Annotated in this window: 17 protein-coding genes and 2 pseudogenes; 7 read left to right on the forward strand and 12 right to left on the reverse strand. The window is 59.0% G+C overall.

Going from position 1 to position 22,667, the window contains the following annotated elements; translation table 11 throughout:
• Window positions 1-710 (forward strand): IS21-like element ISRsp2 family helper ATPase IstB (gene istB, locus ASD03_RS21950; RefSeq protein ID WP_063997100.1); only part of this gene is annotated, 710 nt, incomplete at its 5' end.
• 755 nt (window positions 711-1,465) lie between these two features.
• Here istB and ASD03_RS21955 read toward each other — a convergent pair.
• From ASD03_RS21955 to ASD03_RS21965, 4 genes and pseudogenes are all read right to left on the reverse strand, one after another.
• The gene (locus ASD03_RS21955) at window positions 1,466-2,170 is read right to left on the reverse strand and encodes a response regulator transcription factor (RefSeq protein ID WP_057216276.1); all 705 of its coding nucleotides are present in this window, start codon (window positions 2,168-2,170) and stop codon (window positions 1,466-1,468) included.
• A complete protein-coding gene (locus tag ASD03_RS40710) occupies window positions 2,160-2,549 on the reverse strand; it encodes a response regulator (protein WP_225906353.1) in 390 nt (129 codons plus the stop codon). Before ASD03_RS40710 ends, ASD03_RS21955 begins: the two co-directional genes overlap by 11 nt.
• A gap of 9 nt (window positions 2,550-2,558) precedes the next feature.
• Window positions 2,559-3,191 (reverse strand): annotated as a pseudogene (locus ASD03_RS40715) (response regulator); the annotation flags it as partial.
• Window positions 3,188-6,214, reverse strand: a complete 3,027-nt coding sequence (locus ASD03_RS21965; RefSeq protein WP_057209151.1) for a PAS domain-containing protein — start codon at window positions 6,212-6,214, stop codon at window positions 3,188-3,190. The gene ASD03_RS21965 and the pseudogene ASD03_RS40715, both read right to left, overlap by 4 nt.
• A 619-nt stretch (window positions 6,215-6,833) precedes the next feature.
• Here ASD03_RS21965 and ASD03_RS21970 point away from each other — a divergent pair.
• Window positions 6,834-10,433, forward strand: coding sequence for a PAS domain-containing protein (locus tag ASD03_RS21970; protein ID WP_057209154.1), 3,600 nt, complete (start codon window positions 6,834-6,836; stop codon window positions 10,431-10,433).
• A gap of 68 nt (window positions 10,434-10,501) precedes the next feature.
• On the opposite strand, the gene ASD03_RS21975 is transcribed toward ASD03_RS21970, so the two are convergent.
• Window positions 10,502-10,909, reverse strand: a complete 408-nt coding sequence (locus ASD03_RS21975; RefSeq protein ID WP_057209199.1) for a cupin domain-containing protein — start codon at window positions 10,907-10,909, stop codon at window positions 10,502-10,504.
• 406 nt (window positions 10,910-11,315) lie between these two features.
• On the opposite strand from ASD03_RS21975, the gene ASD03_RS21980 reads away from it, so the two are divergent.
• A complete protein-coding gene (locus ASD03_RS21980) occupies window positions 11,316-13,616 on the forward strand; it encodes a mechanosensitive ion channel family protein (RefSeq protein ID WP_057216279.1) in 2,301 nt (766 codons plus the stop codon).
• A gap of 90 nt (window positions 13,617-13,706) precedes the next feature.
• The gene (locus ASD03_RS21985; RefSeq protein WP_107027278.1) at window positions 13,707-15,092 is read left to right on the forward strand and encodes an alpha/beta hydrolase; all 1,386 of its coding nucleotides are present in this window, start codon (window positions 13,707-13,709) and stop codon (window positions 15,090-15,092) included.
• A 304-nt stretch (window positions 15,093-15,396) separates the two neighbouring features.
• Here ASD03_RS21985 and ASD03_RS21990 read toward each other — a convergent pair.
• The 4 genes and pseudogenes from ASD03_RS21990 to ASD03_RS22005 all read right to left on the reverse strand — a co-directional run.
• Window positions 15,397-15,628: pseudogene (locus tag ASD03_RS21990) on the reverse strand (LysR family transcriptional regulator); the annotation flags it as partial.
• Window positions 15,629-15,753: 125 nt separating this feature from the next.
• Window positions 15,754-16,212, reverse strand: a complete 459-nt coding sequence (locus tag ASD03_RS40035) for a hypothetical protein (RefSeq protein WP_063963334.1) — start codon at window positions 16,210-16,212, stop codon at window positions 15,754-15,756.
• 144 nt (window positions 16,213-16,356) lie between these two features.
• On the reverse strand, window positions 16,357-16,569 hold the full coding sequence (locus ASD03_RS22000) for a hypothetical protein (RefSeq protein WP_156408043.1): 213 nt from the start codon (window positions 16,567-16,569) through the stop codon (window positions 16,357-16,359).
• A gap of 78 nt (window positions 16,570-16,647) precedes the next feature.
• Window positions 16,648-18,441 (reverse strand): chloride channel protein, encoded by a 1,794-nt coding sequence (locus ASD03_RS22005; RefSeq protein WP_057216283.1) that lies wholly within the window; start codon window positions 18,439-18,441, stop codon window positions 16,648-16,650.
• A gap of 155 nt (window positions 18,442-18,596) precedes the next feature.
• On the opposite strand from ASD03_RS22005, the gene ASD03_RS22010 reads away from it, so the two are divergent.
• Complete coding sequence (locus ASD03_RS22010) at window positions 18,597-19,016, forward strand: helix-turn-helix domain-containing protein (protein WP_244494682.1); 420 nt, start codon at window positions 18,597-18,599, stop codon at window positions 19,014-19,016.
• Between the two features lie 233 nt (window positions 19,017-19,249).
• Here ASD03_RS22010 and ASD03_RS22015 read toward each other — a convergent pair whose 3' ends face one another.
• Together ASD03_RS22015 and ASD03_RS22020 are read right to left on the reverse strand one after the other, a co-directional pair.
• Window positions 19,250-20,371, reverse strand: a complete 1,122-nt coding sequence (locus ASD03_RS22015; RefSeq protein ID WP_057216286.1) for an HPP family protein — start codon at window positions 20,369-20,371, stop codon at window positions 19,250-19,252.
• A 62-nt stretch (window positions 20,372-20,433) separates the two neighbouring features.
• Complete coding sequence (locus ASD03_RS22020; protein ID WP_057209172.1) at window positions 20,434-21,315, reverse strand: LysR family transcriptional regulator; 882 nt, start codon at window positions 21,313-21,315, stop codon at window positions 20,434-20,436.
• 48 nt (window positions 21,316-21,363) lie between these two features.
• Between ASD03_RS22020 and ASD03_RS22025 the strand changes: the two genes are divergently transcribed.
• Window positions 21,364-22,104, forward strand: coding sequence for a 5-formyltetrahydrofolate cyclo-ligase (locus ASD03_RS22025; protein ID WP_348523278.1), 741 nt, complete (start codon window positions 21,364-21,366; stop codon window positions 22,102-22,104).
• Between the two features lie 39 nt (window positions 22,105-22,143).
• Here the strand turns inward: ASD03_RS22025 and ASD03_RS22030 are convergent, their stop codons facing one another.
• Entirely contained in the window at window positions 22,144-22,395 is a 252-nt protein-coding gene (locus tag ASD03_RS22030; protein WP_057216289.1) for a hypothetical protein, read from the reverse strand.
• A gap of 16 nt (window positions 22,396-22,411) precedes the next feature.
• Here ASD03_RS22030 and ASD03_RS22035 point away from each other — a divergent pair, with 16 nt between their 5' ends.
• Window positions 22,412-22,597 carry a hypothetical protein gene (locus tag ASD03_RS22035; protein ID WP_057216292.1) on the forward strand — a complete coding sequence of 62 codons (186 nt, stop codon included), beginning with the start codon at window positions 22,412-22,414 and terminating at the stop codon, window positions 22,595-22,597.
• The last annotated feature ends 70 nt before the right edge of the window (window positions 22,598-22,667 follow it).

Below are 22,667 nucleotides of genomic sequence, written 5' to 3' on the forward strand. Positions count from 1 at the left end.
GCGAATTGACCGAGCAGTCCGGCACCAATGAGCTCAGCCGCGATGAGTGGCTCGGCCTGATGCTCGACCGCGAAGTCGCCCTGCGCGCCGACAAGCGAATCCGTAACCGGCTCGCCTCCGCCAAGCTACGCTTTGCCCAGGCCTGTATCGAAGATATCGACTTCGCCGCYGCCCGCGGTCTCGACCGGCGCAACACCATGGCGCTGGCCCAGGGGCAATGGCTCACCGCCCATGAGGGCCTGATCATCACCGGCCACACCGGCACCGGCAAGTCMTGGTTGGCCTGCGCCTTCGGCAGGCAAGCGGCAAGGCTCGGTCACTCCGTCCTCTATGTGCGCGTGCCGCGCATGTTCGAGGATCTCGCGCTTGCCCGCCTCGATGGCTCTTTCCCTCGCCTCATCGACAAGCTCACCCGCGTCCAGCTCCTCATCCTCGATGACTTTGGAACACATGCGCTCTCCGATCAGCAGCGCTTCCACCTCTTCGAAATCGTCGAGGAGCGCTATCAGAGAAAATCCACCCTGATCACAGCMCAAGTCCCCGTGGCAAGCTGGCACGACCTTATTGCCGACAGCACCGTCGCCGACGCCATACTCGACCGCATCGTRCACAATGCTCACCGCATCACCCTCCGGGGCGAGAGCATGCGAAAGCAAAAAAGCGCTCCCCTCTTGACGGCTGTGGAAAACGGCGAAATCAATCAACCCTGATGGTAACCAGGCTGCCGAGGACCAACCTCGTCAAACTGTCCGGACTTTAGTGAAAGCGCTGTCCGGGATTTAGCGGAATCAATGTCCAGCTTTTGCGAAGCGCGCACGTTGATCTCGCGATGACGAGCAAATTCGCAATCGACGCGTTTTGACAGGTCGCCCTTTGTAATCGGAGCGACGCCGCCGGCACGCAGAATGGGGGAGAAGGCCGTCCGCAAGGGGCGGCTGGGACGGCCTTCTGGCGGACAACGTCCGCTTTGCGGCGCGGAGGGGAACGCCGCCGCAGGCCTCGTCCGGCAACACGCTTGAGATGTTGCCGAAGCCGAGTGCACCTTGATTATGCTGGCGGTCGTCCAGGAATGAAACCTATACCGACGTTTCACGCTTGACGATGCTGACTACTTCTCCTTGATCGTGGCTCCGGGGAAGTGTCCCTGTAGACGCAGGTATAGTTACCTTATTTCCAAAGATTGGATACGCAGAGTGACCGGACAGCCGACTGCCAAGCGGCCCGATCATTTCCAGATCACTGATCGGTCACGCCTTGTTGTGGCATGACGCAAAGCCAATTTGAGACATGCATGCACTGCCAAGACACCATCGCCTCGAACGGGAGGCCCGTTGAATGCGCGAAGAGGACAAAGCGCTTTCACCGGAGCAGCATTGCTATGAGGACGGTGACCGCCACTCTCGTATTCAACCAGACGGAACGTTCGCAGGCTTGGCTCCGGCTGCCGGCGTCGGACGAGAACGTTTCAAAATGCTTCAGTCGCTCTCTTGGATAGCCCTGCATCGCGCATCGATCCATGAAGGCTATCCCAGGCGCGGATAAGTTCACTCAGGGACGCGACTTCCATCTTGCGCATGACGTTGCCCCGATGAAGCTTCACCGTCACTTCGCTGATGCCGAGGTCAAAAGCGATCTGCTTGTTAAGCCGTCCATGCGCCACCTCCTGCAAGACTTCGCGCTCTCGTGGCGTCAGTGTCTCGTGCCGCTCCATGTTGCGTTTGACGAGCATCGTCTCCATCCGCCGCGCCGAATCCAAGTCGATCGCGGTCGTGATTGCATCCAGCAGTGTCTGGTCTCGTACCGGCTTTATCAGGAAATCGACGGCGCCAGCCTTCATCGCCTGCACGGTCATCGGAATATCCCCGTGTCCCGTGAGGAAAATCACCGGTTTCGGGTTTCCAGTTTGCGTCAGGTGACGCTGCAAATCGAGACCGCTCGCTCCCGGCATGCGAACATCCAGGATCAGGCAGCCGGGGCTATGCAGCGTGTCGGAAGCGAGCAATTCTCGGGTCGAGGCGAAGCAGGCTGATTGGAACCCCGCTGATGCAATCAACTCGGACAGTGCCTCACGGACAGAGGCGTCATCATCGACAATGATGACGAGCGGCTGTTCGCCGTCACTCCGGTGCCACGAACCTGCCTTTCGCTGTAGTGACTGGTCAGATTTCATCATTACCCTCCATTTCTGGATCACGCAGGGCGTTGGCGAGCGTAGCAAGCAGAACCTGCGCGTCGAACGGTTTTCGGAAGCAACCACCAATGTCCTGGCCGCTATGCTGTTCGGCAAGCTCGTGACGTCCGGTTATCAGGAAGACGGGCAGATCGGGACGCACTTTCCTCACGAAATCTCGTAGTTCAAACCCGTCCATACCGGGCATGCCAATATCCGTGATAACTGCATCCACGCCAGACAGACCGCTGGCAAGAAACGAGCCTGCCGATGAGAAGCTGCGAGCCAGATAGCCAGCGGACTCCAAAAGATCCTCCAGCGACTCCAGTAGTCTCAGATCATCATCGACAATTGCCACCACCCGCCGATGCTTGGTCATTCTAGGCTTCCCCACCCTGCGAGAGTGCGTGATCGGTATTTCCAGGCGTTCTGCGATACGCACGAGGTCGGCAAGCGAGGCCGCCTCCATCTTCTGCATCACATTGCGTCGGTGAATCTGCAGCGTCACTTCACTGATGCCGAGCGCGGCGGCCGCCTGCTTGTTGAGAAGACCGCTCACCACCAGAGGCAGAACCTCGCGTTCGCGCGGCGTCAGGTCAAGATAGCGACGCTTCAATTTCCCTGACTCGGCACGCTCTGCCCTCTTTTCCTTATCCAGTGCAATTGCCGCGTTTATGGCGTTCATCAGATCCGCGTCGGTAAACGGCTTGGTCAGGAAGTCTACCGCGCCGTCCTTTATCGCGCGCACGGAGGATCGGATATCACCGTGGCCGGTTATGAACACAATCGGTGGATGCTCCCCTTCAGCAATCTCACTTTGGAGGTCGAGACCGTTGATGTCGGGCAGTTCGATATCGAGGATCAGACAAGCGGGTGCATCCGGCTTTTCAAAGTTGACATAGTCCCCGGCGGATCCGAACGCCATCGCGCGAATGCCGTGCGAGGCCAGGAGCTCGCAGAGCGCCTCACGAATTCGGCTGTCGTCATCGACAATGAACACAATATGCTCGTCTCTCATCATACCGAAGCATCCACTTTGATCGGCAGCGTAAACGCAAACGTGGCACCCTCAGACTCGTTGTTCTGCGCCCACAACCGCCCTCCGTGCGACTCGATGATCGAACGACAAATTGCCAGGCCCATGCCCATTCCGTTCACTTTCGTGGTAAAGAAGGCTTCAAAGATCCGTTCCGGATACTCGACGCCCGTGCCGTGGTCGCTGACTTCGGTTTGAATCATCCCCGCGACGCGACGTGTGCGCACCTTCACCACCCGATCGGTCGCAACTTCGTCCATCGCGTCCATTCCGTTGCGGATAAGGTTCACCAGAACCTGCTGAATATGCACCCGATCCAGAGCGATCTGTGGAAGGTCGAGCGCGATATCAACGTCGACGCGAACACGACGTCGTAATGCCTCCTCTGCAATGAGATTGATTGCTTCACCAATTACGCTTGCCAGGTTGGTATTGCTCCTCGCTTCGACGGGATGTTTGAACAGTGCGCGGATCCGACTGACGACGTCCGCGGCGGAGTTTGCGTCACGGATGATGCGCTCGGCGGTGATCTTGGCCCGCTCCAGATTCGCAGGCTTGGCCGATAACCAGCGATGGCAAGCGTTGGAATTGGCAACGATTGCGGCCAGCGGCTGATTGACCTCATGCGCGATCGACGCCGACAGTTCGGCAAGGCTTGCCGCCTGGGCAGCGCGAGAGAGCCGTTCTTGCGCTAGCCGCAACTCTTCCTGCACCTGAACCTCGCCATGAATGTCCAGGCAAATGACGTTCCACTGAATGATCCTGTCCTCCGAGTCCCGCATCGCGGCGGCTCTTGTTTCAACCCATCGGTATTCACCATCATAGCGCCGCAGGCGATGCTTGCGCGCGTAGGGCTCGCCGGTTGCAAGAGAATGCGCATATTTCTCCTTCACGCCGGCAACGTCATCGGGGTGCACTCCGGCATCAAGCGTACCGTTCAATCGGGACTTTCCAACGCCGTCCAATTCCTCCAGGTTGTATCCGAGAAACTCTCGGAGCTGCTGGCTGCGATAGACTGGTTCACCATTCGGCATGGCGCAGTCGATCATCGCCGGAAGGGTTTCCACCAGCTGCCACAGCGACCGCTCCCGTTCACGTAGCGCCTCCTCGATCCGCAACTGATCGTCGATGTCATGCGACAGGCCGTACCATTGCAGGATATCTCCATTCTCATCGCGCAGCGGTTCAGCGTTGCTCTCGACCCAACGGTAGACGCCGTCCGCCCGGCGCAGGCGAAACCTCTTGGTGAAGTTCCCGCCGGTTGCGACAGATAATTTAAGCGCTTCCTCGAGGCCGGTCGCATCGTCGGGGTGGACCGCTGCCTTCAGAGTTGTTGCCAGCCGGTCAATGTCTGGCTGCCGTGTATCCGCGGCATTCAAACCAAGAAAAGCCATCATGCGTTTGTTGAAAAAGGTCGGTTCGCCTTGTCGGTTCAATCGCCAAAGCAGGCTTGGGACCATATCGACCAGTTGCGAAAGTTCTCGCTCCCGATCGCGAAGGGCCTCCTGCGCTCGCATCTCGTCATCGATGTCGATCGAGATCGCGTACCAATGCGCGATCGCTCCATTTGGATCGACCAGGGGCTCTGCGCGGCCGTCGACCCAACGATAGGCGCCATCGGCTCGGCGCAAGCGATACTTCATGGAATAAGGCTCACCTGTTACCACTGAATGGCGGACGGCTTTCAGAAGGCGCACGGCATCGTCAGGGTGAACGAGCTTTTCCATCGCGCGGGCCAATCGGCTCTCGCCTTGCCTTTCCAGCTGCGCAAGATCGGTCCAGCCAAAGAAATCGAGCAGGCGCTTGTTGAAGAAGGTCGGTTCGCCCTCGGGTGTAAGACGCCTGATCTGCACCGGTACCATGTCAACAAGCTGCGAAAGCTCGCGCTCCCGGCCGCGCAACGCCTCAACGGTTTTCTTGTAGACATCGATGTCGAGCGCTATGCCGAACCACCCGACGACACGGCCCTGTTTGTCGCGCGCGGGCCGTGCGGCGGTTCTGGCCCAGACATAGCTTCCACTGACACGACGAAAGCGAAACTCGACATTGAAGTCGTCGCCAGTTTCCAGACAACGACGCCATCTCGCCGCGACGTGATCATAGTCATCGGGATGTAACAGTTGCTTCCAGGCGGTATCGCCCTGATCCAGCGAGGTGTTCAGCTGCTCCGGCGTCACACCCAGCGAGCTTTGGGCGAAAGGATGCAGGTAGATCCAACGTCCGGCGGCATCGAATGCCCACCCGTTGCCGAATATGCTCTCGACGGCCCTGGCCGACCGCATCGGCTCGATATCATCCACCGCCGACAGGTCGGAAACCGCCGCTATATGCGGCTCTCTTTCCGTTACCAGATCGTCGATGTCGATGCTGACACTGTATCCTGGCTCTGCGCGGGTCTCCGTCCATCGATACTTGCCGTTTGTCTGGAGTTGGCGGTGCCTGGTGACCTGGGGAACGCCCGTCCAGAAGGCGCGGGCGGCCGCATGAGCGGCCGTCGTCCGGTCGGCTGGATGAATACGGCTCAACGAATGCGGCTGTTCTTGCGTGACCTTCCTCTCCAAAGCCGCGGTTGCGACATCGCCAAACCGCTCGCTGGCAACGGAGGTATCTCCATCAATGAACGTGCCGTACCAACCGAGCACACGGCCTTGACCATCGCGCAAGGGCTGGGCCGAACTCCTGCTCCATCCGTAAGCACCACTTTCACGCAACAAGCGATGCTCGACGTTGAAATGCTCACCCGTTTCAAGGCACCTGCTCCATTGAGAAGTAACGAGCCCGTAATCGTCCGGGTGAATCATGCGCCTCCAACCAAGCAAGCCACCATCTGCCGGCGAACTGAACTCTTCGAGCGTAATCGCCAGGTGCGACAGAACCGCAGCGCTCACGTAAATGATCTTGCCGGACGCATCGGCGGCCCAAGCGTTGCCGACCACGCTCTCGATGAACCGCACAGCTTGCAATACATCGGGCGCGATTTTGCCAGGTTGGTTGAACGCCTTCGTCATTGCCTTCTCCTGCCGGACGAGGAAAGCCTTTGTCAGCGCTCTGCATAGCACTTGTCTTGAGATCAGGACCGGGTGAACTCGTCACTTATCCTATTCCCGCTGCGCCTCGTGTGCACCCTATGGAAATCTATGACAACCGGGTGGTGCAATCTAACCTGTACTTCAGGATAGCTTGGTCTGGATCGTTGCGACGGGGTGGGAGCCGCCGGACAACGAGTTGACCTCCGTTACGTGTCGGCGTCCAGGGTGGCTTCGCGCTCTACCTCACGTTGATCATCGTTCTGGACTCACAAGCGATACCGAGCCAAGGCGCCGTTTATCGCCCACAAATATCGACGGCCGACCAAGCTAGGCTAGTGGTTTTTGCTGCCTCTGAGCGTAGATTTCGATAGATTGAAACTTTGGCATGAGGGGTAGAGCGGTGGCTAATAAAGCCCAGGCTTTCTCTGTCCGGTTGGAGAAGCCAATGAAATCAACGTTTCGCCCAGTTAGCAAAACCAATTCAGAAGCAGCGCGTACACAAACGCAACACCGAGATGGATCCGAACCAGGATCAAGTGGGGAAGCAGTCGTTGTGCCGCCAGTTGAAAGAGAATCGGCCCGGCGCGATTTTCCAGCAATGCGCCGATGGCGTGGGGTCGGGCTGCACCGCCCGCGGTTCGCGTATCTCGCGCTATTTTTCGCAGCCTATGTGTTGGGATGCGGATTCGCAAATGTGCTGGCGATCGTGCCTGGCATAACTGTTTCGATTTGGCCTCCTGGCGGGGTCTTCGTCGCTACCCTGATCCTAACATCTCCATACAGTTGGCCCTGGTGGATATTGGGGGGCTGCCTGGCTGAGATGTTCGCGCAGATCGTGTGGTTTCACAGTCCGCTGCCTGCCGGCTTTTTGATCTACGTGGGCAATGCCCTGTGTGCTATTGCCGGCGCTGCTCTCGTCAGCCGGGCGACCGGCAAGCCGGTCAAGTTGGAGACCTTGCAGCAGGTCCTTGCATTCGTCGTTTTTGGAGCGGGAATTGCGCCGCTCATAAGTGCGACGGTGGGAAGTGCGACGCTTGCTTGGTTCGGTGTAAAAGCGCAGACTTTCACAGGCGTGTGGCCGCTATTTTGGATTGGAGATGCTACCGGCATCCTGCTCGTTGCGCCACTTGTATTGGTTTTGGTCCAATACTGGCGCAGCAAGTCCAAACTATCTGCCGCGCAGTTGGCAGAAGCCGGAGTGCTCGGTCTGATTTTTTTGGGAGTCGCCGCTCTCTCCCTGAGTGATAACTATCTTCCGTCTCCCTACATCATCCTGCCATTGCTTCTTTGGGCCTCAGCGCGTTTCGAGTTCCGGGGAGCCGCAGTCGCGCTGACACTCCTCGGCTTAATGACGTTGGCACTTACAATATCTGGTGACAGTCAGTTTGTCGGCGAGTCCCAAAGGCAAAGGCAGGTAATGCTGCAGCTTTTCCTGGCGATATCAGCGTTTTCAGCGCTGATTGTCGCCGCCATCTCGCGACAATATCAACTGGCGTTGCTGACTGTGCGCGAAAGCGAGCGCCGCCTTCAGCAATTGATCGATGCAGTCCCAGCGCTCATATGGTGCACAACTCCAGAAGGTATACCCAGCTACCTCAACAAACAGGCCACGGACATCACAGGCATGACTCTCAAGCAGGTGATCGCGCCCGACGGGTCAAGGTCTCTGACAGACATTCATCCAGACGACCGGCAATCAACAGATGAGGCACTTAAGCGCTCGTTCGAGACGGGCGCGTCATTTGTGGGTAGGTATCGCCAATGCCGAGCGGACGGACCCCACAGATGGGTTGAGGCGCGCGCCGAACCATTGCGCGACGAATCCGGCACGATCATTCAGTGGTATGGCGTGTCTGTTGACATTGAAGACATGGTGAGGGCGCAGGAGGCCCTGAGTGAACGAGAGGAGGAGCTCTCCCAGCTTGTCAATATGGTTCCAAGCCACGTTTGGCGTCTGACCCCTTCGGGCGAACCAGCATTCTTCAACAAACGCATGATCGACTTCCTTGGCTTGAATGTTTCAGATACGCTCAAACCGGGTATGACGCGGTTAGCCGCCTTGGTGGAGGCATCCGTTCATCCGGAAGACGCGGTTCCGTTCAACGATTTGCTTTCCCGCGCGCTCGCCACCGGGGAAGTCTTTGCCATGCGATACCGTCTGCGCCGGGCGGACGGCGTTTACCGCTGGATGTCCAGCCGCGCCGAACCGCGTCGGGATCAGTCCGGGCTTATCGTCCAATGGTACGGCATTTGTCATGACATTGACGATCAAATGCGTGCCCAAGACGCGTTGCGCGAACGGGAACGCGAGCTATCGCTGCTTGTGGACATGGTGCCGGCTTTCATCGCACGTCAGGCTTCAGACGGAGCGTTGACGTTCTTTAACAAGCGGTTGGTAGACTTCCTCGGGCTAGACGTTGCGCATGCGGACAAGTTGGGGATGAGGCGCGTGACCGCCATGATCCAAGCTGTCGTCCATCCCGACGATGTTTCCCTGGTGAGGGAGAACGCCACACGCGGCTTCTCGACAGGCGAACCCTTCTCGAATCGATATCGTATGCTTCGCGCCGACGGTGAGTATCGCTGGATGGACGGGCGCGCCGAGCCGTTGCGTGATGAGCGCGGGACGATAATGCAGTGGTATGCGGTCGCCATCGACGTCGATGATGAAGTGCGCGCGCAGCAAAGGTTGTACGATCGGGAGCGAGAGCTTTCGCAACTGGTGGATATGGTACCCAGCCCGCTCTGGCGGTTGACCCCAGAAGGGGAGCCGGTCTTCTTCAACAAAAGCTTGATTGAATTCCTGGGCCATGATGTTGGAGATGGGCGGCGCAAAGCATTGGCCGCTGCTCTTGTGTCTGCGATCCACCCAGATGACATGACAGCGCTTGAAGCATCACTGAACAAGGCACTTGCCACTGGCGAGAGCTTCTCCGTGAACTATCGCATGCGCCGCGCCGACGGCCTGTATCGCTGGATGTCTGGCCGCGGAGCGCCTCTGCGGGACACCGGCGGGCGCATCCTGCAATGGTTCGGCATTTGTCACGACATCGACGATCAACTTCGCGTCGAACAGGTCCTGCGCGAGAGGGAGCGCTCGCTGCGCCAACTTATTGAAACCTTGCCCGCAATGGTCGAATGCACGGGGCCAGACGGCCATCCGGTCTATCGAAGTGAGCAGCTTTGCGATTTCCTAGGATACAAACTTGAAGCGCCGGTCGGATCGGGAGAGCCGCGGCCGTCCGCAACGCTCAGTGCCGCTGTCCATCGTGAGGATATGCCCCTCGTCCGCGAGAACCATGAGCGCGCATTGGAAAACGGCACCCCTTATGCGCAGAAGCATCGTCTGCGGCGTTCGGATGGTGAGTACCGCTGGGTGGAAACCCGAGCTGCACCCATGCGAGACACCGACTCTTCGATTATTCAATGGAATGTTATCTGCCTGGACATCGATAGCGAGGTCAGGACGCAAGAGGAATTGCGTTTGACGCGAGAGGGCCTGGCGCGAGCATTTCAGGCGGCAAGCCTTGCCGAACTTTCCGCTTCGATCGCCCATGAGGTGAACCAGCCGCTGGCAGCGATCGTGGCAAACTCGCACGCATGTCAACGCTGGCTCACAGCCGACCCTCCAAATCTTGAGCGAGCGCAAAAGACGATCGGACGCATTACGCGCGATGCAAACGCTGCGGCTGATGTTGTGAGCCGTATCCGCGCATTGTTCAAGCGATCCCTGGAGACCGAAGCGAGCGCCACCCCCCACGAGGTCATCGCGGAGGCCCAGAGCCTGATGGCCGACGAGGCTGCACGACGTCGTGTCCGGATCGAGGTGAACATTGCGAACGAACTTCCGTTTGTTCCTATGGATCGCGTTCAGGTCCAGCAGGTGCTGGTCAATCTGATGAGAAATGGCATCGAAGCCATGACATCCTCGGATGCGCCCAGGGTTCTAGGTCTAAGCGTGTATCCGATGGACAACGCGGTACAGATCGCGGTGAGCGATCTGGGCACAGGCGTGGAGTTCCCGGACAGGATCTTCGAGCCATTCTTTACAACGAAGCACGACGGCATGGGCATGGGGCTGGCGATCTGCCGTTCGATAGTCGAATCACACGGTGGGCGGCTTTGGGCGGAGAAAAACGAGCCGCAGGGCACCATCTTTTTCTTCACATTGCCGACTGAGCCAATAACAGTCGCTTGAGGCGCGACTTACATGGAGTTATATCGCCGGTCTAGAGGAGCCGCACCTCGGCCCCGGCCGTTAGCGGCCTACTTTGCCGGTGTTACGAGCTCCGTTTCGGCAGTATCAAGAACGAAGACAGCCAGGATCTTTGCTGGCTCGCTATCGCTGGCGTTCGCGCTTACGCGGTGATGGTCGCCGGGAACTTCGACCCAGTTTTCGCCAGTCTTGTATACCTTGATTTCGCCGTCGTTGATCTGGCTCTTGATGCTGCCTTCGATTACCGTGGCATAGATAAAGGCGCTCCTGGGATGCGTGTGTGAAGGGTTGTGACCACCAGGGCCATATTCGACCAGAACACCGCGCATGCTCTTTCCTGGCACGTTGGGAAGCGCTTGGTCGAACACCACTGAGACCTTGGCATTATAGGGCTGGTCCGAGGCTGCTGCAGGTGTAATCAGCGCCGCAAACATCAAGCCAGTCGCCAACTTTCGCATGAATATCTCCTCCTGCTTCATATTCGATTAATCTCGGGTGCGATCGTATGCCCGGCGCTCCGAAAGGAGGAGCTATACGTAGGTTGGTGGTGTTATGCATACGTGCCCGCCCCTGCGGCCGGGCGTAATCAAACATTGCACGTTGTTGCTCGACCAGCCGGGATTGGGCAGCATCAATGGTTTCGGCAGCTGGCATGAGCCTTTGTTGCCGGCGCGACAATGCCAGACCTCAAACTCGACGCCACGCACGCCGCGTCGCCCTATACCAACAGACAATTGGAATTTTAACACGTTGTGTCAGCTTACGTCAGACTGGCGCAGCGCGGCTCGAGACAATTCGGAAAAAGCGCGCGGCGCCTCTTCCGAAACTGCGTCCGTTCAGTTGGCTTTCGAGGGTTAGATTTTCATGTCAGATAGCCCGCTCAGCCGCTGTTGGTTGCTGGCAAGCCTCGCGCTCCTCTTCGCCCTTGGCAGTGCCCATTTGACGCTGGCCCAGATGCCACCGTCCTCGATCACCGTCATTCTCACACCTGATCAGAGTGCCATCGAGATCGAACAAACGCTGGGCGCCGCCTTAAAAGTCGGCGGGTCGGTGACTGTCGAATGGCGCGACGAGTCAAATGAAAATGCAGGCTCCGGCAATGCGACAATACCCGGCACTGGAACGAGCGAGACAACGCCCCACATTGCACCTTCCGCCGACACGGACGAAAATGAGATATCGGCCAGGACGCTGCCAGCTTTTCAAGCCGCGGATTCAGTGGAATCCTTCGACAGCGTTTCCGGCCACCTTCTCAATGGGCTGCAAATCGGTTTTGCCGGCATCTACGGTATCGGTGGGGCGATGGCAGACGTCGTGGCGGGGATCCATGCCGAGGGATGGTCGGTGATTTCTGTTGCCACAACTGCCCTCTGCGCCATCACGGCTGGCCTCGCCGCGGCACTGGCCAGCCGCCTCCTCATGAACCGGCTTTTCGGTGCATCGGTTGAGGTTGTCGACGGGCTGCACCGTGTGCGGGCCTCGATGATCAGACTCTGCTTCGATATCGCCTATCTCGCGCTCCTTGCAACCGTCGCACACGGCGTCATCAGGGTCTTCCTAGGGCGGGGGACCGCTTCGGCTGAATTGGCTCACGCTGTCGTCACCATCGCGCTGATATCGGCGGCCTATATTGCGGGCGCCCATTTCCTCTTCGCCCCGACACGCCCTGCAATCCGTCTGCTCGATATCGCCCATCCCCGCTTTCACGCCAACATGCTGTCAGCTTATGGCGCGATGGTCGCCGTCGTCAGCGCCAGCGTGCGCTTTGCCCACCAGCGCGCACTAGACCCGGTCGCCATCGACGGCTGCTTGCTGACCGGCGTCACGGCGCTGACATTCGTGAAGCTCTACTGGTTCATCGCCGGCGCCCGCGATATCCGCACGCTGTTTGCCGGCTCGAATCCCGGACATTTGCGCCGCGCCATCGCCTTCGGTGTGCCGGAATTCTATGCGCTGAGCGCAATGGTACTGTGGCTAATGACCGCCATCGTCGCCGGCAGTCCGCACAGCGCCGCCTGGAGCTTTGCCGGCGGCGCCACACAGATCATCCTGCTCGCCCTACCGATCCTGGCCTTCGGGATCCATTCGTTAGCCGGAGCCGCCGCCGCGCGCCGCCGCACGCTGACCTCCTCGCCGCTTCATGCGGCGATCTCGGGCAGCGTGCAGACGGCGCTTGCCGGCGCTATCTGGCTGATCGGCCTGCATGCCATCATCGGCCTGTGGCGGCCGGTAATGGACGGGCACGAGACCTCTGGCGCCGTCGGCTGGATCGCCGTCCTCGAGCGCATCAGTCTTGCGATCGTGGCTGCCTGGGTCATCTGCAGCTTCCTGTGGAAGAGTTTCGAGGCTTTCTCACCCTCCGTCCGCGTCGCGATACCCGGCGACCAGGAGGACGACACGGATGCCCACCAGCGAAGCCGGCTCGCGACGATCCTGCCGCTCATCCGCAACCTCATTTTCGGTGGCATCTTGGCCGTCACCAGCCTCGTCATTCTCTCCGCCCTCGGCATAAACATCGCGCCGCTGCTCGCAGGCTTCGGCGTGCTCGGTCTAGCCCTTTCCTTCGGTTCACAAACGCTGGTAAAGGATGTCGTCTCCGGCATTTTCTTCATCGCCGACGACGCCTTCCGCGTCGGCGAATATGTCGAAAGCGGCAAGCTCAAGGGGACGGTCGAGCGGATCTCGCTCCGTTCCCTGAGGCTCCGCCACCAGAACGGTCAAGTGCACACCGTCCCCTATGGCCAGCTTCAAGCGGTGACCAACTACAGCCGCGACTGGAGTACGGTGAAGTTCGAACTCAAATTCGAGCACGACGCCGATCCCGAAAAGATCCGCAAGACCATCAAGAAGGTCGGACTGGCCATGCTCGAAGACCCGGAAACCGGCGGCGAGTTCCTCGTGCCCTTGAAGATGCAGGGTATCCAGGACGTGACCGAAAACTCTCTCGTCGTCCGCCTCAAGTTCACCGCGCGGCCCGGCAACCCAAGCATACTCCAGCGTGAGGCGATGAAACGCCTTCTTCCTGCATTGCGCGAAGCCGGCCTCGACCTTGCCTCGAACGCTGTCACCGTTCGCTCTCGTGCCGCCGGTATTGTTGAAGCGGAGGCTGCGGCGGCAAACATGACGCTGGCCAGGAAGCCGGTAGAAATCGAGGCGGCTGTGTGAGGCATGTGTCGCCGTGCCGACCTGGTCGCCGCAGTTCACGAAGCTACGATCACCTAAGCGCGCCGGAGCGGATTTACGCAGACACCGTAAATGAATCGAAGGGGAAAACATTTGGCAAACTGCTATCGCGTTGCTGAACGTGGGCTTGGCCGCAAGTTGACCAGCTCTTCCGAACAGCTCGGGTTGATTTTTTGGCGGGCCATGGCAGTGTTCGTCTTCCTTTTCTGCCTCGCTGGTTGTTTAACGCAGCGCGTGGAGCTTGCAACGCTGCCCAAAACTGTGTCTCCCACCTCGCAAAGCCCTCAGACCGTTCACGCAAGTTCCGAAACCTTCGACCTCCTCTACGTTACCGATCGCGCACGTGTAGCCGCTTCGGAAAGTGCACTGGCTTATGGTGCCGAAAGGGCCAGTTTCTTGAGCTTTGGCTCGGTGTCGATCACCCCGACACGTAGCTCTCTCAGCAGCAAAAAGCGGTTACGTGCCAGCGCGTTTTCCGAGACCGGACGGTTTCCGGCGACACCCTACGGCGTCGAGGCGACCGCAAACGGGCTACGCCGCCCTCCGGCGGCACTAGCGGCCCACGACCAGGCCGCCGCATCCCTACAGGCTGAAGTCGCTCGTCGTCTCGCAACAGCCGATCGTAAAGAAGTCGTGGTCTTTATTCACGGATACGGTAACAGTTTCGACGACGCCGCGCTCGCGACTGGCGAGATTTGCAGGTCGCTGCAGAACCAGTTTGTTTGCGTTGTCCTGACGTGGCCCGCGGGAGGCTCCGGCGGCTTATTTTTCGGTTACAATATCGACCGCGAGTCGAGCGAATTTTCAGTCGCGGACCTCAAGAAAGCCATCCGGATCATCGCAGAAACACAGGGTGTCGAGCGACTTCACCTCATGGCCCATAGCCGCGGAACCGATGTCCTCGCCAGCGTGATCCAGCAACTCGGCATTGAGGCTTATGTTGGCCGATCCTCGATATGGCAGCGTTTCAAAATCGCGAATGTGGTATTTTTCGCTCCCGATATCGATCTCGACGTGGCTTCCTCCAAGATGTTCGCGTGGGTATCGGATCCAGACCTGGCCTTCGGCAGCATATCAAGGCCAAGCGAGATCCCGCCTCAGGGCCCTCTGCATCTTACGGTCTATTCGTCTCCAGGTGACAAAGCGTTGGGGGCATCAACACTACTCTTTGGCAGCGCCTTGCGGCTGGGGCAGCTGGCTGTTGATAGGCTGCCCAAGGACAGGAGCGAGGCGGCGAACAGGTGGGCGGGGTCGCAGATGGGCGGTTTGGTCGATTTCATCGAGTTTTCGGGCGGCGGGTTGATTGGCCATAGTTATTTCTTGTCTGATCCGGCTGTTAAGGCGGACTTCGTTGCGCTCATCCGCGATAGAGTGAAGGCTGGCGATCCAGGTCGGCAAATCGTCGAGATCAAACGCCCTTTCTGGCGAGTAACTGATGTCCAGCAGGCCTTGCGATGATCGCTTTTCCGAACTTCGAAGCGATCTGCGGTAGGGCAGCGTCGTGCGGGGCGCCGGCTAACGAATCTCTTCTTTTGAGCGGAGTAGAACGACGGGCCATCGCTGACAGCCCAGGCCGGAAATGAGCGGATCGAGCGGCGGCAGCAGCGTAAGCCAGAGCCCGTTCGCGCGCGATTTGACCGGATAAAAGCCTCGTCTCGGAGGATCAGCATTGCAACGGCGGGGATCCGGGAAGCCCGGTCAAGCCGATCCGTTTGATTGAGGGACCCGAGACAACGAGGTTTTCGCCACCTCGCCTATCACTTCCCGCTCTGTCCAGAGCTCGTGCTATATCGATAATGTCGTCTCTGGCGGCAGTCGGTTCATTATTGGACCAGGCGACCCAAGCCCGATCCTGAATTCGCCCCCCTCACCTTTCTCAGTTCGAAATTGCCGTTGGGAAGATCAAGCGTCCATTCCGGGGCAAAGCCGATACCAAGAACGGCCGAGACGAGTGACACCAGCGAGAAGGTGTTGCACCAGGTATGGACGACGCTCTCGACCGCCGTTTCCATCGGTCGGTAGAACCGCGTCAACTTCGCGGTGGGCCGCTACAAGGTCGGCCAGCGTCTCGTCCGCGTCACGGATGATGACACACCCTGTCTTTGTACAAAGTTCGAAGTCAGGGATTTCGCGTTTGATTATCTCTATTTGGTCGTATGCCTGTCGCCTTTTCGCTTGCCTTCATCATTCGCGCTAACCGGTCCTGCACCGCTTGCGGCTCGTTGAAAATGTAAAGTCCCTCAAGGGCCTGGCGGAGTGTATCGTTAAAGGGCATGTAGGCTTCAAGGTGATCGAGCAACCAGTGGCTCATCATATCTTCGAAAGGGCCGACACCGAGTTGGCGAATGGCTTTATCATGTTCCGGTAGGCGGGCTTGCTCCAGGATGGCCATCACACGTCTGAGTTTGATCTCCGGCGGGCCATCATAGGTAGACCAGTGCCACTCCGTAGGGTCTGCGAGATAGCCTTCTGTATAAACTTGGGGATCCAACGCCTCGCCGCTACGCGCATCGCTCCTATAATCGACAGGTACCCAAGATAGGTCATTGGTAAGGTCAAAGCGGGTCGAGCGATTCATGAGACCTCCAAGGGATTGCGTGTTGATTGCAATGTCGAATCAGGCGTTATTCCGAACGGTTTCTAGTTAATCGCTCAACCAGCGTCACCCAGATCCGGTGAGAGGCTGAATCCGATTAACTGGCGTGTCAATGATGATCCGCCATCACATCCCGCTCGTTCGGACGCCAATCCTCAACAGATCTCGCGCTTCGATCATCTTACCCTTCAGATCCTCGATGCCGATCTCGTCCCAGGTAAAAGCAGTCCCGCTGTTCGCGTGATCGAGACCTGAGCGAGCCGATGTTTCCGCCCCGACGGAGAAGCCAAGATTGGCGTTCTCCAGGTCGCGGAAGATGTCGAGGTTCGAACTGCTCATGATAAGCAGCTCGGTCCGGGCCACGGTGTCTGGCGAGAATGCGTCTGCACAACGCGATTGCTGGCTGTCTCCGCACAATCACGTCCTTCCGATGTATGGTCGTCGCTCCAGTTCAGCAGATTTCTGGGTCTGCCTCAGCCGGAGAAGATCTTTTCGCGCGATGAGACCGACCAGGCTTCTGGAAGTCGGATCGATAACGGGTATTCGGGCGACGTCGCTCGCAATCATGATATCCGCGATGTGGCCAACGGTATCATCGGGGTGCCCCATCGGAATCGATGTGTCCGATATCTTGTCTTTCAACAGTTCGACGCCGACGTCAGGCTCCCGCTGCCACCGCAGCGCGTCGGACCGGGACACGACGCCGATGAGCGCGCCATCGCCATCCACGACCGGATAGGTCCGGTGCGCTTCGTCCGTTAAGGCGAAATGCATGCAGACGTCCTCTATGGACATGGTTGCTGCTAAGGTGTCGACGGTGTTGACCATGATGTCGCGGGCGCGCGTGGACTCGAAGGGATCAACACCGTATTCGCGGGTAATGTGCTGTCCCCTGCGGGCAATTTTTTCCGTCAGTATGGAACGCCGCAACAAGAGCACGGTGACTGCATAAGCAGCGATCGTCGCGGACAACAAAGGAATAAGCGATTCAAGGTCGCCCGTAATCTCGATCGCGAAAAACGTTCCGGTGAGTGGGGCACGCATTGTCCCACCCATCATCGCTGCCATACCTAGGAGCGCCCAGAACCCCGGATCTCCTGGCAGTGCCAGGCCGAGCAGCCATCCCAGCGCGCCTCCCAGGATCAAAAGCGGTGCAAGCACGCCACCTGACGTACCGGATGAGAGCGCGATCAGCCAGATAAAAGCCTTGACTAGGAGAATGGCGACCACCGTCGAGGTCGGGATGTTGTTATGCAGCAATCCTTCGATGACATCGTAGCCGACGCCCAGCGCACGAGGTTCCACCAGTCCGCCAAGTCCAACGGCAAGACCGCCAAGCGCCGGCCACCACATCCAGTGGATCGGTAGCCGTTCGAAAAGATCCTCGACCTTGTAAAGCAAGGTCGTGAGGAGACCCGATTGAAGACCGGAGGCAACACCCACCCCCGCACAAACGAGAATACCCCACCAGGGAAGGCTCGTCTGGAAATGCGTTGGAAACAGCGGACCGTTGCCGAACAACAGCGGACGCCAGGTTATGGCGACACAGACCGAAACTACGACGGGAATGAAGCTACGGGGTTTCCATTCAAACAAAAGCAGCTCTACCGCAAGCATGACGGCGGCAACCGGTGAGCCGAAAATCGCCGTCATACCCGCTGCCGCGCCAGCAACCAGTAACGTTTTGCGCTCCGCTGCACTCAAGTGGAAAAACTGCGCAAACAGCGAACCGATCGCGCCACCGGTCATGATGATCGGCCCTTCGGCCCCGAACGGCCCTCCCGTGCCAATCGAAAGTGCCGACGACAGTGGCTTCAAGACGGCAACCTTCGCCGACATGCGGCTGCCGCCAATAAGGATCGCCTCTATCGCTTCGGGTATGCCGTGTCCTCGGATCTTCTCCGAGCCGAAGCGTGCCATCAGGCCGATGACAAGCCCGCCGATGACAGGGATCAAAACCATCCAGGGCGAGAAGACGACCTCGGCAATGCGAACCTCCTCGGTGCTCACCCGCCCGAACCAGATGATATTGGTCACTAGGGCTATCAGGTTGACGAGGAGCCAGGCCGCAAGGGCACCCCCAGTACCGATAATCAGGGCCAGGCCGATCAGCAGAAGCACGCGCCGGTCCGTTGTGAAATCGCCAGCTTCGCGGCGAGCAATGCCACCCATAAAATCGTGTCCGTGCGGGTGGGAGAGTTTTGATGGCATCGAGAGACCTGTTGAGACGCAGAATGGAGGGCGACAGCGCTATTATATCGCACTACGATATAAATCAAGTCGAAGTTGGCAGGCTGTTCCTGGGCGTGTATGGACGAGGCCAGCGGAACACTTTGGTGCGAACGGTGAAAAAAAAGAGAGATGAAATCACTGACGCCGACTACGAGGCCCTTGCCAATCTGCGCTACATCTTGCGCCGGTTTTCGGAGTTTTCGACGTCAGCTGCTCACCAGGAAGGGCTTCCCAGTCAGCAGCATCAGGCCCTGTTGGCCATAAAAGGCGATCGTGGGGACACACCCATGACCGTCGGGCTCCTGGCGGAGCGCCTCCTTATCGCACCGCACACCGCATCCGAACTTGTCGAGCGACTGGTCTTAGCCGGCTATGTCACGCGTGCGCCCGATCCTGCCGACAAACGCCGGCAGACACTCGCGCTTACCACCCGGGCTGCGGACGTCTTGAAGCGACTGAGTACCGTTCACCTGATAGAGATCCGTGATATGGCGCCGCGCCTGATAGAGCTGCTCAGCGATCTCCAGGCCGAAGATCCTTTTCCCGAATCCTGACCATGGCGTGACTGGTGCCTCGCATGCAGAACGCTTGGGAAGAAATGATTCAAGGACAGGCGTCTCCGCCGGCCGGCAGGCAGCCATGTTTTCTTGATTTGCTCGGATCCGCACTTCCGCTCACCAATGTGCTTCGAATTTAATGAAACCTGCGGGCTGGGTCCACGGCTGGTTTGCCGTATAACTGCATGACCTGAAAAATAGAGGAGAGAGACTTGCCGTCGGCAATGGCGTTACACTGCCACTCGGCCCGCAATTTCGCGGTCGGGGATTGCCTTCGCTGCGGCTGCAAGCAGGTCGGTTTGCGAAATCAGCCCCAGAACACGACTATGATTGTCAACGATGATGACGGCGTGAATTGTGCCACTGGTCAAGGCGGGCAGCAGGCTCATCGCCCGATCATCGGGGCCGGCGATTACGGGAACAGCGAGATGGTCCGACAGCAGGACGTCAGGGTCTGAAAGCTCCCTGAGCCCAACGGTGCCGACGAGCCGGTTGTCGATGTCCTTGACTGGCAGGACGCGAACATTGTGCTTGAGCAAGAGCGAGCGCGCCAACGCGCTGTCGTCACTGTCCCGGACGCTGATGACGTCGCGCGACATGATATCCCTGCACAGAATATTCGACGTCGCGCGGATCGCAGCCTGCAATTCGACCTGCCTCAACAACCGTTCGAGATCGTCCCGGGTGATATCGAATGTTTCCTCCAGCGCTTCGAGTGCAGCGTCGACGTCTGCGCCCGTGAAACCACCGCGCCGATCCGAAGGCGGATCAACCGTCTGATGCGCGTTTGCAACGGGCACCGGAACATGTGGATAGTTGCGTCTCGCCACTTTGTGGAACAGCACGCCAAGCCCGACCAGCAGGCAGGAGTTCAGCGCGACGGGCACCAGCGGGAACAAAAGCCCCCAACTTGCAACGACCGGCCCACCAAGCACCGCGGTCAGGGCCGCTGCACCGCCTGGCGGATGGAGGCAGCGGGCAAACGACATCACAGCGATCGCGAGCGCGACGCCGATACCCGTCGCGATCAGCGGATCGGGCACCAGCATCGCCGACAGGACGCCGATAAAGGCCGAGATCGTATTGCCCCCGATAATCGACCAGGGTTGAGCAAGCGGGCTGGCCGGCACGGCGAACAGGAGAACGGCGGATGCACCCATGGGCGCCACGATCAGAGGAAGACTGGCACCGCCACCAAAGACGCTGCCGCTGATCATGCCGGTCAGCAGAATACCAACGAGCGCCCCGAGGCAGCCAACAAGGCGCTCGCGCAGTGTCGCCCCGGCGAGAATTGGCACAAAGAAACGGCGGGGCGGCTTTGAAGGAGGCACGATGTTGGGTGAAGCGTCCATGGAAGTTTCCGTTTTTGGCAGTGCATGTAAGAATCGGTCCAGCCGGCTGCCAGCCGAGAAGGTCAGTGTGCGTATGAGCCGAGATTGGCCAGCATCGCTTGATGCAGGATCTCGACCGCCGGAGAGCGTCTGTCCTTGCGGCTCACAAGCAACGTCTCAACATCGCGCAACGGGTATATCCTGACCGCCCCCCAGTCCATGAGATCAAATACGGATCTCGGCACCACGCCGATCGCGTCGCCGGACGCGACGCTCGCCAAAATCGCATGATATGAAGAGACTTCCGTGGTTGTAATCGATCCGGCTGACCTGGTCCATTTCTCCGCCATGCGCCGGTAGGTGCAGCCGGGCTCAAGCGCCGCAAGGGAAGCAACGCGCACGTCCGCAACCGTCGCGATCGGCGGGTGGGACGCCGGCAGCACGATGAGAACTTCTTCCCGGTATATCGGCTCAGCGTCAAGATCACCGGGCAGGTCTGACGGCGCATCGACAATGTCGATCGGCATCCGTGCGATCAACGCGCAGTCGATTTCCTCGGCGAGGACGGCCCGGGTCAATTCCTCTGACGATCCCATTGTCAACCGCACGGAGATATCCGGGTGAGCCAGGTTGAACGCCTGCAGCACCAGGGGCAGGCGCGCGGCAGCCGTGCTTTCCATAGTGCCTAGACGGAGCGTATTTGGCATGCGCGTCGGGTTCAACGCACTGCGTGCCTCCTTCCCAAGCGCAATCAGACGGCAGGCATATGAGCGAAACAGGCGGCCATCCCGCGTGAGGGTCATCTTCTTGCCTTCGCGACTGAAGAGTTCAACGCCCAGCTCTTCCTCAAGTGCGCGAATGCGGTTCGTCACGTTGGAAGGCGCGCGTTCGGCCGCGACGGCAGCGCGCGTCACGCTGGCATGCTCGGCGACAGCGAGAAAGATTTCAAGGCTCGTGAAGTCCATTTTAGCCTGCAAGAAGAATGAAACTGCCCTATTGTTCTTGAAATCGGAATGATAATCAAGGCGACCGCAGGAACTGAATTTCGAAACTTCGCGAGATCAGGAGAAAGGCAGACGATCATGAACCGGAACAATGAGGACGACATTCCGCCGACCTATTCGTCTCCCCCATGTCTCATGAGCGAGGTAGATGCTGCATATATGGGACTCGAGCAGGCAAACCCAGCTTCGACCTATGTTTGGCGCCACCAACAGCGTCAAGTGCTCATCAATGCAAGACAAACACGATCTGCCGCGGAACGCGCCACGTGGACGCAGGCTATCCAAGCAGCGATTGATGCACTCTTGCCCGACGTTGAAGGCAAGGCGATCGCTCTTTACTGGCCGTTTCGGGGCGAACCGGATCTACGTCCCTGGATGAACGCGCTTGTTGCCCGTGGCGCCAACTGCCTGTTGCCGGTGGTTGTCGCAAATGCGCGGCCATTAAGCTTTCGATCGTGGCGACAGGGTGAACCGCTGGAAAGGGGCGTGTGGGGCATACCGATACCGGCCGCCGGGCAGGATATCAAACCCTCGATCGTGATCGCACCTGTGGTGGGTTTCGACGAAGGCGGTTTCCGTCTGGGCTATGGCGGCGGTTATTATGACCGTACGCTCGCCGGTCTCACACCAAAGCCCCTTGTGATCGGGGTGGGGTTCGAATTGCAGAAGATGGAGAGTATCCGTCCGCAATGGCACGACATTGCCATGGACGCGGTCGTGACCGAGGTGAGGACGCGGTTGCGAACATGAGGTCAGTGCTCGAAATCGCGCCGGTTCTCCGGCCGGCGGTCAAACGGTTAAAACTAACGGGCCCGCCAGGTGAAGGTAGGAGCAGAGAGCCACAGTCGAGATGACGAGCGAGATCGTAGGCGAAACCAGTCGGGCGGCCACGAGCGAAAGCCCGATCCCAAACAACACCGCCGCGACGCCAAGCCAGAGGCCTTGATAGCTGAACACCAGACCGAGCGCAGTCAGGCCGACGGATGTGTGGACTGTTGTCCGCACCGCGTTACCGCGCGCCTCCTCAACATGTTCGTTCAATCCGGAAGTCGCTCCCTTGACACTGAACCCTATCGAAACGCTCAGCAACAGCGATAGCAACAATCCATTCCACATCGTCTGCCCAATCCTTGAGTTCGTGCTTCAGAAGGAGGAAGCAAAAGCCGGGCCAGGCGGTAACATCCTGGCTGCGGCGCTCGAACCTATGCCAGGAGACCAGATTGCCGGAAAATCCGGCACGTGAGCAGACAGCTTGTCCATTCGATGTGCAGATTAAGTAATCGCAGCCGAGGTGTCGTCGTGATCGCCTCGAT

Origin of the sequence: Ensifer sp. Root127, assembly GCF_001425225.1 — a bacterium.
Taxonomy (GTDB): Bacteria; Pseudomonadota; Alphaproteobacteria; order Rhizobiales; family Rhizobiaceae; genus Ensifer; species Ensifer canadensis.